Origin of the sequence: Mesorhizobium shonense (assembly GCF_040545255.1) — a bacterium.
In the GTDB taxonomy this organism is placed as follows: domain Bacteria; phylum Pseudomonadota; class Alphaproteobacteria; order Rhizobiales; family Rhizobiaceae; genus Mesorhizobium; species Mesorhizobium shonense.
Genome location: NZ_JBEPLM010000019.1, coordinates 53,049 through 67,909, shown reverse-complemented (window position 1 = coordinate 67,909; position 14,861 = coordinate 53,049). Strand labels below are relative to the sequence as shown.

The 14,861-nt window shown below is 64.6% G+C and carries 16 protein-coding genes; 9 read left to right on the top strand and 7 right to left on the bottom strand.

The window, feature by feature from the left end; all coding sequences use genetic code 11:
• Positions 1-46 precede the first annotated feature (46 nt).
• Complete coding sequence (locus ABID26_RS31745; protein ID WP_292303546.1) at positions 47-760, bottom strand: uroporphyrinogen-III synthase; 714 nt, start codon at positions 758-760, stop codon at positions 47-49.
• Positions 760-1,683, bottom strand: a complete 924-nt coding sequence (hemC, locus tag ABID26_RS31740; protein WP_292374006.1) for a hydroxymethylbilane synthase — start codon at positions 1,681-1,683, stop codon at positions 760-762. The genes ABID26_RS31745 and hemC overlap by 1 nt, the downstream gene beginning before the upstream one ends.
• A gap of 229 nt (positions 1,684-1,912) precedes the next feature.
• Here hemC and tsaD point away from each other — a divergent pair, with 229 nt between their 5' ends.
• The 6 genes from tsaD (at position 1,913) to ABID26_RS31710 (ending at position 6,134) form a co-directional block, all read left to right on the top strand.
• Entirely contained in the window at positions 1,913-2,998 is a 1,086-nt protein-coding gene (gene tsaD / locus ABID26_RS31735) for a tRNA (adenosine(37)-N6)-threonylcarbamoyltransferase complex transferase subunit TsaD (protein ID WP_292374012.1), read from the top strand.
• On the top strand, positions 2,995-4,029 hold the full coding sequence (locus ABID26_RS31730) for an NAD(P)H-dependent glycerol-3-phosphate dehydrogenase (protein ID WP_435528627.1): 1,035 nt from the start codon (positions 2,995-2,997) through the stop codon (positions 4,027-4,029). The genes tsaD and ABID26_RS31730 overlap by 4 nt, the downstream gene beginning before the upstream one ends.
• A gap of 18 nt (positions 4,030-4,047) precedes the next feature.
• A complete protein-coding gene (locus ABID26_RS31725) occupies positions 4,048-4,344 on the top strand; it encodes a YciI-like protein (RefSeq protein ID WP_292342338.1) in 297 nt (98 codons plus the stop codon).
• 176 nt (positions 4,345-4,520) lie between these two features.
• Positions 4,521-4,946, top strand: a complete 426-nt coding sequence (locus tag ABID26_RS31720; RefSeq protein ID WP_292345881.1) for an EVE domain-containing protein — start codon at positions 4,521-4,523, stop codon at positions 4,944-4,946.
• Positions 4,901-5,605: a class I SAM-dependent methyltransferase gene (locus tag ABID26_RS31715; protein WP_292345879.1), complete on the top strand. Its 705-nt coding sequence runs from the start codon at positions 4,901-4,903 to the stop codon at positions 5,603-5,605. The genes ABID26_RS31720 and ABID26_RS31715 overlap by 46 nt, the downstream gene beginning before the upstream one ends.
• 103 nt (positions 5,606-5,708) lie before the next feature.
• On the top strand, positions 5,709-6,134 hold the full coding sequence (locus tag ABID26_RS31710) for a DUF1761 domain-containing protein (RefSeq protein ID WP_292345877.1): 426 nt from the start codon (positions 5,709-5,711) through the stop codon (positions 6,132-6,134).
• A gap of 229 nt (positions 6,135-6,363) precedes the next feature.
• Here the strand turns inward: ABID26_RS31710 and gcvA are convergent, their stop codons facing one another.
• A complete protein-coding gene (gcvA, locus tag ABID26_RS31705; RefSeq protein ID WP_292303535.1) occupies positions 6,364-7,290 on the bottom strand; it encodes a transcriptional regulator GcvA in 927 nt (308 codons plus the stop codon).
• Between the two features lie 131 nt (positions 7,291-7,421).
• Between gcvA and ABID26_RS31700 the strand changes: the two genes are divergently transcribed.
• Positions 7,422-7,685 (top strand): hypothetical protein, encoded by a 264-nt coding sequence (locus ABID26_RS31700; protein WP_354417574.1) that lies wholly within the window; start codon positions 7,422-7,424, stop codon positions 7,683-7,685.
• 103 nt (positions 7,686-7,788) lie between these two features.
• On the opposite strand, the gene ABID26_RS31695 is transcribed toward ABID26_RS31700, so the two are convergent.
• Positions 7,789-8,385: a L,D-transpeptidase family protein gene (locus ABID26_RS31695; RefSeq protein WP_126097187.1), complete on the bottom strand. Its 597-nt coding sequence runs from the start codon at positions 8,383-8,385 to the stop codon at positions 7,789-7,791.
• An 84-nt stretch (positions 8,386-8,469) separates the two neighbouring features.
• Between ABID26_RS31695 and ABID26_RS31690 the strand changes: the two genes are divergently transcribed.
• Positions 8,470-9,153 carry a response regulator transcription factor gene (locus tag ABID26_RS31690; protein ID WP_126097186.1) on the top strand — a complete coding sequence of 228 codons (684 nt, stop codon included), beginning with the start codon at positions 8,470-8,472 and terminating at the stop codon, positions 9,151-9,153.
• Between the two features lie 249 nt (positions 9,154-9,402).
• Positions 9,403-9,858 (top strand): Crp/Fnr family transcriptional regulator, encoded by a 456-nt coding sequence (locus ABID26_RS31685; RefSeq protein WP_126097185.1) that lies wholly within the window; start codon positions 9,403-9,405, stop codon positions 9,856-9,858.
• Positions 9,859-10,146: 288 nt separating this feature from the next.
• Here the strand turns inward: ABID26_RS31685 and ABID26_RS31680 are convergent, their stop codons facing one another.
• From ABID26_RS31680 to ABID26_RS31670, 3 genes are all read right to left on the bottom strand, one after another.
• Positions 10,147-10,947 (bottom strand): exodeoxyribonuclease III, encoded by an 801-nt coding sequence (locus ABID26_RS31680; protein WP_126097184.1) that lies wholly within the window; start codon positions 10,945-10,947, stop codon positions 10,147-10,149.
• 246 nt (positions 10,948-11,193) lie between these two features.
• Positions 11,194-11,862, bottom strand: coding sequence for an outer membrane lipoprotein carrier protein LolA (locus tag ABID26_RS31675; protein ID WP_292374008.1), 669 nt, complete (start codon positions 11,860-11,862; stop codon positions 11,194-11,196).
• Positions 11,863-12,004: 142 nt separating this feature from the next.
• Positions 12,005-14,656: a DNA translocase FtsK gene (locus ABID26_RS31670; RefSeq protein WP_126097182.1), complete on the bottom strand. Its 2,652-nt coding sequence runs from the start codon at positions 14,654-14,656 to the stop codon at positions 12,005-12,007.
• Between the last annotated feature and the right edge of the window lie 205 nt (positions 14,657-14,861).

Here is a 14,861-nt window from a genome sequence, read left to right as displayed (position 1 = left end):
TAGCACATCACCAAGCGGTGAAAAGGGGCGGTGTGATGACGCGGGCTCAGCGCGGCAGCGACAAAAGCGCCAGCAGAGCGTCCTCGTCGGGTTGCGAGGCAATGCGGACCTTTTGCCCGCCGACCTCGGCCAATGCCTTGGCGACACGGGCGGACAGCGCGAGGAATTCCGCGTTTTCGAACAAACCACGCAAGGCGGGCCGACGGATCAGCGGACTCAGCGCCTCGGCGGCCTTGGCCGAATAGAGCAGCACCGCGTCGACGGGCTTGGTCGAAAGGCGCGCGACGATCTCTTCGTCCGAACAGGCAAGCCGAGCCGTGTCATAGGTCTCGACCGCATGGAACCGTATGCCGGCCGCCGCGAGCCGCTCCTCGAACACCGGAAGGCGCACACGGCCGCAAAGATAGACCATCTCTTTGCCTGCGAATTCGTCGGCTATCGCGCCGGCCAGCGCTTCGGCATTGCCCGGACCTTCGGAGACGGACGTAAATCCGGCCGCGCGGCAGGCGTCGGCCGTCCTTTTCCCGACCGCATGGCAAGGCAAGGCGGCAAGCGCCGCGATCAACGCTTTCGGCGCATGACGAACCGCGTTGGCGCTTGTGATGGCGACCGCAACGGCAGCAGGAAAAACGCTTGCCTCGACCGGCAGCGCCACCGTTTCGGTCAGCGGCAGCACAATGGGTTGAAATCCCTGGGCTTCGAGCCGCCGGGCCGTGCGCGAGGCGCCCGGTTCCGGCCTCGTCACCAGGACGCGGACCATTAGGCCCAGCCGTCGAAGAATTTTGCGCCGGCCTTGGCGCGCACCGTCCGCGCGGCTTCCGCGCCTATTGCCGCCGCGTCCTGGGCCGAGCCGTCCAGTTTGACCTCATGCGATTCGGTGCCGTCGGGCGAGATGATCAGCCCGGCAAAAGACAGTTTTTTGCCCGATATCGTCGCATGGCCGGCGATCGGCGTGCGGCAGGAGCCGTCGAGCGCGGCGAGGAACGCGCGCTCGCAGGCCAATGCCTGGCCGGTCGGCGCATCGCGGATGGCCGCCAGCATCTTTTCGACCGCCCGGTCACCGATCCGGCTTTCGATGCCGATCGCGCCCTGGCCCGGCGCCGGCGGAAAGACATCCAGCGGCATCAGGTCGGTAACGACGCTCTCGAGCCCGAGCCGCTTCAGCCCGGCATAGGCGAGGATGGTGCCCTCGGCGACGCCCTCATCCAGCTTGCGCAGCCTCGTCTGCACATTGCCGCGGAACATCACCACGTCGAGATCCGGCCGCATCCGGCGGATCAGCGCCTGGCGCCGCAGCGACGACGAGCCGACCTTGGCGCCGCGTGGCAGCTCGGCGATCCGTTTCACCGTCTTGCCGATGAAGGCGTCGCGCGCGTCCTCGCGCGGCAGGAAGGTGGAGAGCTCCAGCCCATCGGGCAGCACCGTCGGCATGTCCTTGGAGGAATGCACGGCGATGTCGATGCGGCCGTCGAGCAGCGCCTCCTCGATCTCCTTGGTGAACAGGCCCTTGCCGCCGGCTTCCGACAGCGGCCGGTCCTGGATGCGGTCGCCGCTGGTCGAGATGGGCACCACTTCGAACGCCTCTTCGGGAAGGCCGTGCGCCTTCATCAGCCGCGCCCGCGTCTCATGCGCCTGCGCGAGCGCCAGCGGGCTGCCGCGTGTTCCGATTTTCAAAGTTTGCATGGCGCGCGGTCCGTGATAACCCCCGGGGCGATTTTCGAGGTCTGCCGAGATTCAGGTCAGGCCGAGCCGAAAATGGTGGATTTCGAGAACCGGAGCGGAGCGTACTTTTGGGTACGTGAGCACCGGAAGCGCAGAAACCGCCATTTGCAGGCCGGCATCACCTGAATATCGACAGACCTCCTATATAGGAAAGGCCGGAGACACAATCTTCGAGGACAGCGACGAATTGATCCGCGTTTTGGGCATTGAGACGAGTTGCGACGAGACGGCGGCGAGCGTGGTGGCGCTGGACGGCTGCTCCGCGCCCAAGATCCTGTCCAATATCGTGCTCAGCCAGATCGAGGAGCATGCGGCCTTCGGCGGCGTCGTACCGGAGATCGCGGCGCGCGCCCATGTCGAGGCGCTGGACGGCATCGTCGAGGCGGCGCTGGCCGATTCGGCCGTATCGCTCGACGAGGTCGATGCCGTCGCGGCCACGGCAGGACCGGGCCTGGTCGGCGGGTTGATCGTTGGACTGATGACCGCCAAGGCGATCGCCGCCGCCGCGAACAAGCCTCTGATCGCCATCAACCACCTCGAAGGCCACGCGCTGACCGCAAGGCTAACCGACGGTCTCGATTTTCCCTATCTGCTTTTGCTCGTCTCCGGCGGCCACACCCAGATCGTCGCGGTGCGCGGCGTCGGCGACTACCAGCGCTGGGCGACGACCATCGACGACGCGTTGGGCGAGGCCTTCGACAAGACGGCCAAGATGCTCGGCCTGCCCTATCCCGGCGGCCCGAATGTCGAGAAGGCGGCGGCGAGCGGCGATGCCGGGCGCTTTGCCTTCCCGCGCCCGATGAAGGGCTCGGCGCAGCCGGATTTCTCCTTCTCGGGGCTAAAGACGGCGGTGCGCCAGGCTGCGACGGCGATCGCGCCGCTCAGCGACCAGGACGTCGCCGACATCTGCGCCTCCTTCCAGGCGGCGGTGGCGGATGCACTGGGCGACCGTGTCGCGCGGGCGCTGGCCCGTTTCCGCCAGGAATTTTCCGATAAGGCGAATCCCGCACTGGTCGTCGCCGGCGGCGTCGCCGCCAACCGGACGATCAAGGCGACACTTGAAGCGCTTTGCTCCGAAGCCGGATTCGCATTCGTCGCGCCGCCGCAAAAGCTTTGTACCGACAATGCCGCGATGATCGCCTGGGCCGGCATCGAGCGGCTGCGCGCGGGGATAGTGGGCGAGAATGCGGCCGACTTCGTGCCGCGCTCGCGCTGGCCGCTGGACAGCGTTTCCGCTCCCTTGGTCGGCTCTGGCCGGCGCGGTGCCAAGGCATGACCAAGAAAGCCATGACTGGGAAAAGCACGACCAGCAGGAGGCCGGCGAGCGGCTGGCGCGTCGCGGTGCTGGGCGGCGGCGCCTGGGGCACGGCGCTGGCTTTGGCCATGCTGCGCGCCGGCCATTTCGTGCGGCTTTACGCGCGCGACAACGAGACTGTCGCTGCCATCGATCGCGGCGAGAATCCGCGCTACCTGCCGGGCATCGCGATCGAGCCGGGCATCGTCGCCACCAGCGATATCGCCGCCGCTCTCGACGGTGCGAATTGCGTGCTGGCGGTGACGCCGGCGCAATCGCTGCGTGCGATGCTGGCTACCGCCGCGGGCCATGTGCCGAAGGGCGTGCCGCTGGTCCTCTGCGCCAAGGGCATCGAGCGCGACACCGGCGCGCTGCTGTCGGCGATCGTCGAGGAGAGCCTGCCGAACAACCCGGTGGCAGCCCTTTCCGGCCCGAGCTTTGCCAGCGATGTCGCGCGCGGCCTGCCGACGGCCGTCGTCGTCGCCGCCCGGAATGGAGAATTGGCGGCCGAGCTTGCCGCGCGCTTTTCGGCCGAGAACCTGCGCTGCTATTCCAGCGACGACCTGATCGGCGTCGAGATCGGCGGTGCGCTGAAGAACGTCTTCGCCATCGCTGCCGGCGCCGTCACCGGCGCCGGGCTCGGCGCCAGCGCCCAGGCCGCCATGGTGACGCGCGGCTTCGTCGAATTGCGCCGCATCGGCGCCGCCTTCGGCGCCAAGCCGGAGACGCTGATGGGGCTTTCCGGCCTCGGCGACCTTTTGCTCACCTGCTCCTCGGCGCAGTCGCGCAATTTCGCCTATGGCCTGGCGCTCGGCCAGGGCAAGCCGCTTGCCGGCCTGCCGCTCGCCGAAGGCGTGCCGACGGCAGGCATCGCCGCCCGCATAGCCGCCGAGCGCCAAATCGAGGCGCCGATCGTGTCCGCCGTCGCCGCCATCCTCGACGGCAAGATCACCATCGGTCAGGCCGTGACGGCGCTGATGACGCGCCCGCTCAAAACCGAAACCGACATCTGAACCCTCGGAGTTTTAGAGATGCTGTTTGCGTTGATTTGCAAGGATAAGCCCGGCAGCCTGCAGCTGCGTATCGACACGCGGCCGGCGCACGCGGCCTTCCTGGAAGGCTTGATCAGCGAAGGCAGACTTGCCTTTGCCGGTCCCTTCCTCGATGCCGACGGCAAGCCCGACGGCAGCCTGGTGATGATCGAGGCGCCCGACATGGCCGGTGCGCAAGCCCTGGCGGCCACCGATCCCTATGCCAAGGCCGGCCTGTTCGAAAGCGTCGAAATCCGGGCGTGGAACTGGGTCTTCCAGAAGCCCGCGACCGAATGAGGTTAGTTTGCGCTGCCCCTCATCCGCCTGCCAGCCTTCTCCCCGTCTGACGGGGAGAAGGGATAAGCTCCAACGCTGGCGACCCCCTCTCCCTGTCCTTACGGGGAGAGGGTAGGGTGAGGGGCAGCGCCAACGCTGAATAATGGCCAATTGAAAACGGCAAGGGGACAACTGAGATGAATTACTGGCTGTTCAAGTCCGAACCCTCGGTCTTTTCCTTCGAGGCGCTGAAGGCCAAGGGCAAGGCCGGCACGCAGTGGGACGGCGTGCGCAACTACGCCGCCCGCAACAACATGAAGGCCATGAAGATCGGCGATCTCGGCTTCTTCTATCATTCCAATGAAGGCCTCGACATCGTCGGCATCGCCGAGGTCTGCGCGCTCGCGCATCCCGACACCACCACGGACGATCCGCGCTGGGAATGCGTCGACATCCGCGCTTTCAAGGACGTGCCGAAGCCGGTGACGCTGGAACAGGTCAAGGCCAATCCGAAGCTTGCCGACATGGCGCTGGTCCGTCTCGGGCGGCTTTCCGTGCAGCCGGTGACGCCGGCCGAATGGAAAGAGGTCTGCCGCATGGCGGATCTCAACCCGGCCCCGTGAAACGGCTGACGCCAAAAACCGCGAAAAGATTCATCCTCGACAACACGGCGCTGATGGCGCCGCCGCATGTGCCCGAAGTGCTGCTGCACCTGGCCGACGAGGCGCATGACCTGTGGCTGCGCACCGAGGAGGAATTGGCCGAGATCGGCCTGCCGCCGCCCTTCTGGGCATTCGCCTGGGCCGGCGGCCAAGGACTGTCTCGATACGTGCTCGACCATCCGGCGACGGTGCGGGCAAAACGCGTGCTCGATTTCGCCTCCGGCTCCGGCATGGTCGCCATCGCCGCCTTGAAGGCCGGTGCGGCTGAAGTGATTGCGGCCGACATCGACCCTTTTTGCGAGGCGGTGATAGCGCTCAACCTGGAAGCTAACGGCGTGAAAGCCGAATTCCTGGATGCGGACTGCATCGATACGGATGACGGCTGGGATGTCGTGCTCGCCGGCGACGTCTTCTACGACAAGCCGCTGGCGGACAGGCTGATGCCATGGTTCACGAGCTTGAAGGCGCGCGGCGCCGACATCCTCGTCGGCGATCCCGGCCGCGCCTATCTGCCGAAGAAAGGGCTGCAATCGCTCGCCGTCTACCAGGTGCCGGTGACGCGCGTGCTGGAGGATGCCGAGATCAAGCGCACGACGGTATGGCGGTGGGGTCCCGCTTGACGCCGCCGGCGAACAGGGATTCCATCGGCCTATTCAATTCATGCATGTCGTTGTCTCAAAACCGCTCGCACTTTTGAGCGACATGCGTCGGGGAGGGGATTTCATGGATTTTTCGGTCGTGAATTGGCTGGCGGTGATCGTCGCTGCTATCGTCGCATGGTTGTTCGGCGCCGTCTGGTACATGGCCCTGAGCAAGCCCTGGCTGCAGGCGGCGAAACTCGATCCGGCGACGATGAAGCGCTCGCCCGTTCCGTTCATCGTCAGCTTCATCGCCGAACTGGTGATGGCGCTGGTCCTGACGCTGGTGGTCGGCGCGATAACCGGCGGCGAGCCGAGCCCGGTCGCAGGATTGCTGTTCGGCTTCGTGCTCTGGCTGGGCTTCGTCGCCACCACGCTCTCGGTCAACCACCGCTATGAAGGCTTCGGCTGGAGCCTCACCCTGATCGACGCCGGCCACTGGCTTGGCGTGCTGCTGATCATGGGTGCGATCGTCGGCTGGTTCGGCGCCCCGGCAGCTCCCGCGGGCTAAAGCATGTCTCCCGAAAGTAGGAACCGGTTTCGGGACAAAGACATGCGTAAAATCAAAAACTGAAGCGCATGGAGCGAATCTGAAAGATCGCGACGCGCTTTCAGCAATTCCAGGAAAAGTGTGTAACGGTTTTCCGTCCGGAATTGCGTAGAAACAAATAGTTAGAGCAGTTCGGCGTTTCCGTGAAACGGTGAACTGCTCCAGAGCATACGCACGACGGTTTCGGGCATCACGCCGCGTCCGCGTCTTTCGCGACCTCGTCGAGAAGCCATTCGCGGAAAGCGACGATGCGCGCGTCGTCCTTCACCGCTTCAGGATAAACCAGGAAGTAGGCGAACTCCGGCGCGACCTTGATGCCGAGCTCGAAGGGTCGGATAAGCCTGCCCTCGGACAGATCGTTGGCCACCATGGCGAAATCGGCGAGCGCGACGGCAACGCCGTCGAGCGCCGCCTGGACGACATCCGTCGAGTTGTCGAACACGATGGTCCGGCTGTCGTCGAAATCATCGACGCCGGCCGCCGCCATCCACATGCGCCAGTTCGGCCATGTGATACCCTGGCGGGACCATTCGATATGAGCGAGCGTGTGATGGAAGAGGTCGCGCGGCTCGTTCAGCGACGGTCCGGACCGCAGCAGAGCCGGACTGCAGACAGGAATGATGACGTTCTCGAACAGCCGGTCCGCGCACAGCCCCGGATATTTGCCGGCGCCGAAACGGATGCCGACATCGACATCGTCGCGATCGAAGTCGCGCAGCTTGGAGGCGATGTCGAAGCGGAGCTCGATGCCCGGCCGCTGCCTGCGGAAATCGTCGACGCGCCGCATCAGCCATTTGGTCGCGAACTGCGCGTCAAGCGTGATCTTCAAGAGCGCCGTGCCTCTGGTCATTTTGCGCGCGCGGGTAACGGCGCGGCTGAGGAGGTCGAGCGCATCGATCGAGGCCTCGAACAGAACGTTGCCCGCTTCCGTCAGCCGGATGGTGCGGCTGGTGCGGGTGAACAGCACCAGGTCGAGCTGATCCTCGATTTCCTTGATCTGGTGGCTGACCGCCGCCGGCGTCAGGCCGAGCTCGTCGGCCGCGCGGGTGAAATTGAGGTGCCGGGCCGCCGCTTCAAAGGTCCTCAGCGCGCGCGTTCCGGGCAGCAGCTTGGACATATGATCTCCAAATAAAACTTGATGATCAAATAAGAACTACTCGTTTCCCGTTTGTTTTTCAATCCGGCAAGATGGCTTCATCGAAACACCATCAAACCGGATTTGATGTCCGGAGAAACACGGATAGAGCCATGACCGAGATCGTTCTGAAGTCCTGCACGACCCAGGAATCCCCTTCCGGCTTCACCCTTTGGCTGCGATCGGCACGCGATTGGCTGCGCCAGGCCCGGGTCGCCACCCGGCTTCCCAACGAGTCCGTCGAGGATCTCCCCGACAGCCAGTTGCGCGACATCGGTGCCGAGCGCCGGAACGTCACCAAGGCGATGGACAGGGAGCTTGGCCGCATCGGCTTGCTGGATGCGGGCTGGCAGCGTCCAAGACGATATAGGCAGTAGGGAAAGAGAGACCTACTGCCTACTGCCTACTGCCTACTGCCTACTGCCTACTGCCTACTGCCTACTGCCTACTGCCTACTGCCTACTGCCTACTGCCTACTGCCTACCTCACCACTTTCACCACCGTCCTGTCTGACAGCAACGGCAGCAGCCTTGCCATGGTACGGGCCGTCACCGCCACACACCCTTGCGTCGGCGTGAAGCCCGGCCGCGCCAGGTGGAAGAAGATCGCGCTGCCGCGGCCGCGCCGGCGCGGCGCGAGGTTCCAGTCGAGCACCAGGCAGACATCGTAGAGCCGGTCGTCGCGCTTCATCCGCTCATGGCTCGCGCCATAAGGAATCTTTACCGGCCGGTTATAGTTGCGGTCGTCCGGCACCTCGCACCAGCCGAGGTCCGGGCCGATCGGCGCCATCGCCAGCCTCGTCCGCCGCCCGCCGGGAAACTGGTCGTTGCGGAAATAGCCCGACAATATCCGCATCGCGGCCAGCGGCGTCGCGCCGTCGCCCTCGCGCTTGTTTGTCGAGATGCCGCCGCGCCCAATCGCGCAGGGAAACACCGTTTTGCCGGCCTGCAAGAGCCCTTGCGCAGGGTTGCCGGGCCTCGCGCGCACAGTCAGGACACGCAGGCCTTTCGGCAAAAATTCACCCGCCTCATTGCGCGCGCGTTTTTTCTTGTATGATTGTGTCACGGAACAAATCACTGTGATCGGCTGTTGCGCCGGTGAGCTTCCGCATAAATGGGGGGAGGTCAACTGAATATTCTTTTTAAAACAACGGATTGATCCATGACATCACGCACCATTCTGATCGTTGACGACGACGACGACTTGCGGTCCACTCTCGTCGAGCAACTGGCCCTTTACGAGGAATTCGACGTCCAGCAGGAATCCACCGCCGCAAAAGGCGTCGCCGCGGCGCGCGGCGGCCTCGTCGATCTGCTGATCATGGATGTCGGCCTGCCCGACATGGACGGCCGCGAGGCGGTAAAGATCCTGCGCAAGGGCGGTTACAAGGCGCCGATCATCATGCTGACCGGCCACGACACCGATTCCGACACGATTCTGGGCCTCGAGGCCGGCGCCAACGACTATGTCACCAAGCCCTTCCGCTTCGCCGTGCTCCTGGCGCGCATCCGCGCGCAGCTTCGCCAGCACGAGCAGAGCGAGGACGCCACCTTCTCGGTCGGCCCCTACACGTTCAAGCCCAGCCAGAAGCTTTTGATCGATCCGCGCGGCGCCAAGGTGCGGCTGACCGAAAAGGAGGCCTCTATCATCAAATATCTCTATCGCGCCGACCAGAAAGTGGTGACCCGCGACGTGCTCCTGGAAGAGGTGTGGGGCTACAATTCCGGCGTCACCACGCATACGCTGGAGACCCATGTCTACCGGCTACGCCAGAAGATCGAGCGCGATCCTTCCAATGCCGAAATTCTTGTGACAGAAAGCGGCGGCTACAAGCTGGTTCCTTAAACATTTCATGATCTAGAGCAATTCCAGGAAAAGTGTGGAAGCGGTTTTCCATCCGGAATTGCGTCGAAACAAACAGCAAAGAGCGGTCGGGCGGGACCGCTTCGGGTACGATCCTGGTGCTGGAGGGTGATGGATCGGCTCGCTGGACGCATCGCACGATGCGTGATTGGAAGGTTGGAGCGCAAGCGTGCGGGAGCACGCGGTGCTCCAAAGGAGGGACTGGACTGACCGCTCGGGGACACAGCTAGGATGGCGCTGGATGACGACATCCGCATCCTGTCCGCCGTGAAGCTTTTTCAGGGCTTCACGCAGGAACAGTTGCGTCTGCTCGCCTTCGGCGCGGAAAACACCTTCCTGCAGGCCGATCACAAGCTCTACCGCGAGGATGACGAGGCCGACTCGGCCTATATCGTGGTCAGCGGCTTGATCGCGCTCTATCGCGAGCATGGCGGCGAGCGCATCCCGATCGGCACGGCCGGCCCGGGCGCAATGCTCAGCGAGCTCGCTTTGATCGCCGACACCAACCGGCTGACCAGCGCCTCGGCGGCGGCCGATTCGGAAGTGATCCGGCTCAGCCGCAAGATGTTCCGCCGCATCCTGGAAGAGTATCCGGAACTGGCGGCGCAGCTGCACGAGCGCATCCTGGAGGAACTCCAGCAGATGCTCGCCCGCATCGAGGCGCTGGCACCGAGGTTTACGGGGTGATGCACAAGGGGCGGCTCAATGGCGCGTTCGTCATTCTAGGGCGGAGCAAGGAGCGCAGCGACGCGCGCAGACCCTAGAATCCATGCCGTGACGTTGACGCTTTGCCGCGTTGCAGAATGAGGTTTCCAGGCGACGATCGATATGCAGGGAAGGAGTTACCCTCTGTTCTGCATCGTTGCATCCTTCGACACAGGTAACGGAATGGATTCTAGGGTCTGGGCGCCGCTTCGCGTCGCTTCGCCCTAGAATGACGAACGCGAAGGCTTGCGCCCCCAGCTGTCGCCGACGCTACTCCAAGTCAAACTTCGCGATCACCGGCACATGGTCCGACGGTTTCTCCCAACCGCGCGCCGCCTTCAGGATCTCGTAGCCGGCAAAGCTCGGCACCAGATTGGCCGACGACCAGACATGGTCGAGCCGGCGGCCACGGTCCGATGCTTCCCAGTCCTTCGCCCGGTAGCTCCACCAGGTGTAGAGTTTTTGCTCGGCGGGCACGTTGAGCCGCATCAGGTCGACCCAGCCGCCGGCTCGCCGCATCGCTTCGAAACTTTCGGTCTCGACCGGCGTGTGGCTGACGACGTTGAGCAGTTGCTTGTGCGACCAGACGTCATGCTCCTGCGGCGCGATGTTGAGGTCGCCGACCAGGATCGAGGCATCGTCCAGGCTTGCCGGCACGCCGTTCATTTCGTGGACGAAGTCGAGCTTGTGCCGGAACTTGCGGTTGATGTCCGGGTCCGGCTCGTCGCCGCCGGCCGGAACGTAGAAATTATGCAGCAGGATCGACCTGCCGCCGGCCTGAGCCCTGACCGACAGATGCCGGCTGTCGTCGATCTCGCAAAAACGCCGCTTCTCGACCAGCTCGATCGGGCGGCGGGCCACGGTCGCCACGCCGTGATAGCCTTTCTGTCCATGGAAAAGGATGTGCTCATAACCCGCTTTGCGGAAGGCCTTTTCGGGGAAAAGCTCGTCCGGAACCTTGGTTTCCTGCAGACAGAGCACGTCCGGCGCATGTTCTTTCAGCAGCCGCTCGACGATCGGCATGCGCAAGCGCACGGAGTTGATGTTCCAGGTGGCGATGGTGAAGGGCATGCGGCGGGGTCCGGGGACGGCGTAGGTCGCCGAACTACTGCCAGCCGCGCGCCATAAAGACAAGCCGGCGATAATTGCAGAGGTCGGGGCTGCCCCTCATCCGCCTGCCGGCACCTTCTCCCCGTATAGTGACGGGGAGAAGGGATAAGCTCCGCCGCCGGTGGCCCCCCTCTCCCCGTTCTTCACGGGGAGAGGGTAAGGGTGAGGGGCAGCGCCGACGCCGGAAAACCTTCACAGCAGCTGAATCTACCGCGTCTTCGTATTGAGCTCTCTGTTCGCCGTATAGTCGATGGCGAAGGTGTCGTCCGGGATGGAGACGCCTTCCTTGACGTTGAAGATCATCACCGTCGTGTCCTTGCCCTGCGCGTCGGTGATCGTCCACTGGCGCAGCTCACAGCTCTTCGGATCGAACATCATGGTGATCCGGGCATTGCCGAACACCGACTTGTCGGAAAGCTGGATGGTGGTGAGGTCGTCCTCTTCCTTGACCGCCTTCACCCGCCCGCCGGAGAGGTCGATCCTGTCGTCCAGCAGCAATTTCAGCGGCGTCTTCGACAGCGGGTAGAGGTCGGAGGTGTTCAGCTTCTTGTTGAGGATGACCACCGACTTGCCGTCGGAGATCACCCGGAAATTGGATGATCCGTCATAGTTGAAGCGGATCTTGCCGGGGCGTTCGAGGAAGAACTTGCCGCCGGTCTGCTCGCCCTTCGGGCCGAACTGCACGAACTCGCCGCTCATCGATTTGACCGAGGAGAAGTGGTCGGCGATCTTTTGCGCAGCCGGCGGAACCGCGGCCTGCGCCCGGGCCAGAAGCTGGAAGCCCGGCACGACGTTGATGGCTGCTGCGCCCGCGAGCACAAGGCCAAGGCCGAGCGCCTGTCGGCGGGTTGGGGCGAATTCAGTCTGGGTCTTCATGCCGGTCACTTCCTGTGATTTGTGTCGTCGCAGTGTCTGGACCCCCAGTTGGGCCTAAGTTTGGCGGGTCACACGGCGCTTGGTCGCATGAACGCGCCAGAAGGTTCAAAGTTGCCGGCCGTCCCCTGTGGTCGCCGCCGGGCTAAAACTTATCGTCTTCCGTCGGCACCAGTATCTCGCGCTTGCCGGCGTGGTTGGCCGGGCCGACGATGCCTTCCTTCTCCATCTTCTCGATGATCGAGGCGGCGCGGTTGTAGCCGATGCCGAGCCGGCGCTGGATGTAGCTGGTCGAGGCCTTGCCGTCGCGCAGCACCACCGCCACCGCCTGGTCGTAGGGATCATCCGAATCTTCGAAATTGCCGCCGCCGCCCGAGCCGCCCCTGCCCGAGGCGCCGTCCTCATCGTCTTCCTCGTCATCCTCGGTGATGGCGTCGAGATATTCCGGCACGCCCTGCAGCTTCAGATGCCCGACGATCCTCTCGACTTCGTCGTCCGAGACGAACGGCCCGTGGACGCGCTGGATGCGCCCTCCGCCGGCCATGTAGAGCATGTCGCCCATACCGAGCAGCTGCTCGGCGCCCTGCTCGCCAAGGATAGTGCGGCTGTCGATCTTCGACGTCACCTGGAAGGAGATGCGGGTCGGGAAATTGGCTTTGATGGTGCCGGTGATGACGTCGACCGAGGGACGCTGCGTCGCCATGATGACATGGATGCCGGCGGCGCGCGCCATTTGCGCCAGGCGCTGCACCGCGCCCTCGATGTCCTTGCCGGCCACCATCATCAGGTCGGCCATCTCGTCGATGATGACGACGATGTAGGGCATCGGCTCGAGGTCGAGGTCCTCGGTCTCGTAGATCGCCTCGCCGGTCTGGCGGTCGAAGCCGGTCTGCACCGTGCGCGAGATTTTTTCGCCCTTCTTCTCGGCCTGGCTGACGCGCGCGTTGAAACCGTCGATGTTGCGCACGCCGACCTTGGACATCTTGCGGTAGCGGTCCTCCATCTCGCGCACCGTCCACTTCAGCGCCACCACCGCCTTCTTCGGATCGGTGACGACCGGCGTCAAAAGATGCGGGATGCCGTCATAGACCGAGAGTTCGAGCATCTTCGGATCGATCATGATCAGCCGGCATTCCTGCGGCGTCAGCCTGTAGAGCAGCGACAGAATCATGGTGTTGATGGCGACCGACTTGCCCGAGCCGGTGGTGCCGGCGACCAGCACGTGCGGCATCTTGGCGATGTCGACAATGACCGCCTCGCCATTGATAGTCTTGCCGAGCGCCAGCGCGAGCTTCGCCTTGGTCGTCTCGAAGTCGCGGCTGGCCATGATCTCCCTGAGATAGACCGTCTCGCGCTTGGCGTTCGGCAATTCGATGCCGATGGCGTTGCGGCCCGGCACGACGGCGACGCGGCAGGCGATCGCGCTCATCGAGCGGGCTATGTCGTCGGAAAGGCCGATGACGCGCGATGACTTGATGCCGGGCGCGGGTTCGAGCTCATAGAGCGTTACAACCGGACCCGGGCGGACATGGATGATCTCGCCCTTGACGCCGAAATCCTCCAGCACGCCTTCGAGCAGCCTTGCGTTCTGCTCCAGCGCATCCTTCGACAGGCTCGGGTCTTTCGCCACGTTCTTCGGCTCGGACAGGAAATGCAGCGACGGCATCTCGAACGTGCCGGAGCCGATCAGCGAGGTCTGCGCCTCGCGCTGGACGCGCGCGCCTTGCACCGGGCGCGGTGCCGGAGCCTCCACGCGGGTCGCCGCGTCCGAGCGGAAGTTGCGCACATTGGCGCGGCGCTGGACTGGCTCCTCGTCGTCGAAATCATCGAGGTCGGCCCCTTCGTCGTCGAAGACATCGTCGTCGACCGGATCGACCGAGGCGCTGCGGTCGTTGACCATGGCAGCGAAGAATTCCGGCTCGACGCGGGCACGTCCGCCGGGGCTCATCCTGGCCTCGGCGAACTCGGCCGATTCGACCCGCTCGGCGGCGCGCCGCCAGGCGCTTGCGCGCGGCTCCATCTGCGGCTCGAACTCGTCGCGCTCCTGCCTGCGGCGCGCGGCGCGGCGGTGCAGGAAGGCGCGGAACGACAGCCACCAATGGGTGACAGCGCCGAGCGCAAGAATGCCTTCGTCGCCCTCGTCTTCATCCTCGTCGAACAGCAGATCGTCCTGCTCGCGCGGATCGGGCTCAGCGGCGCGCTCCATGACCGCAAAGCCGTTCTTGCGCGCAATCAGCGCCGAGCCATAGGCGAACAGCCACAAGGCGGGCGCGGCAAGCACAACGGCGATGACGCTGGCGAAAAGACCCTTCGGGTAGCCGCCGACTGCGATGCCCGGGATCTTCAGCACCATGTCGCCGAAGACGCCGCCGAGGCCGGTCGGCAGCGGCCAGGTGTTGGGCGGCGTGACGCAGCCGACGATCGCCGCGGCAAGCAGCGCGAAGCCGAACCAGGCAAGCCCGCGCTTAGGCAGCCTGTCGACGCCGCGCGCGGAGAAGAGAAGAAAGCCCCAGACCACAGCCGGCACCAGGCCGGCGACGGCGGCAAGGCCGAAGAACTGCATGGCAAGGTCGGAAAACACCGCACCCGCATAGCCCATGGCATTGGTGACGATGTTGGTGGTGGCGTGCGAGAAGCTCGGATCGGCGACGTTCCAGGTGGCGAGGCTGGCGACGCCGAAAGCGGTGAACACGAACAGTCCGGCGCCGACCAGCCGCCCGACCTGGCGCCGCGCGAACGCCTGGATGCCGTGCCCCGTATCGGTCAGCGCGAGCGGTGCTGAAGCGCCTGAACGCATGCTCTTCCCCGTAAGTCGTTGCCTGGCCGGGCGCTTGGCGCACTCCGGCAGATTCGGACGACAGACTATCGGCGGGAAGGTTAAGGCCGCATTAACCATGGCCTTTTACCAGCGCCGCCCTCCAAACTGAAATGGCGAGCCTCGCGGCCCGCCATCTTCCTTGTAGAACGAGGAAAACGATCGGATCCTCTCGGACCCGATCTCC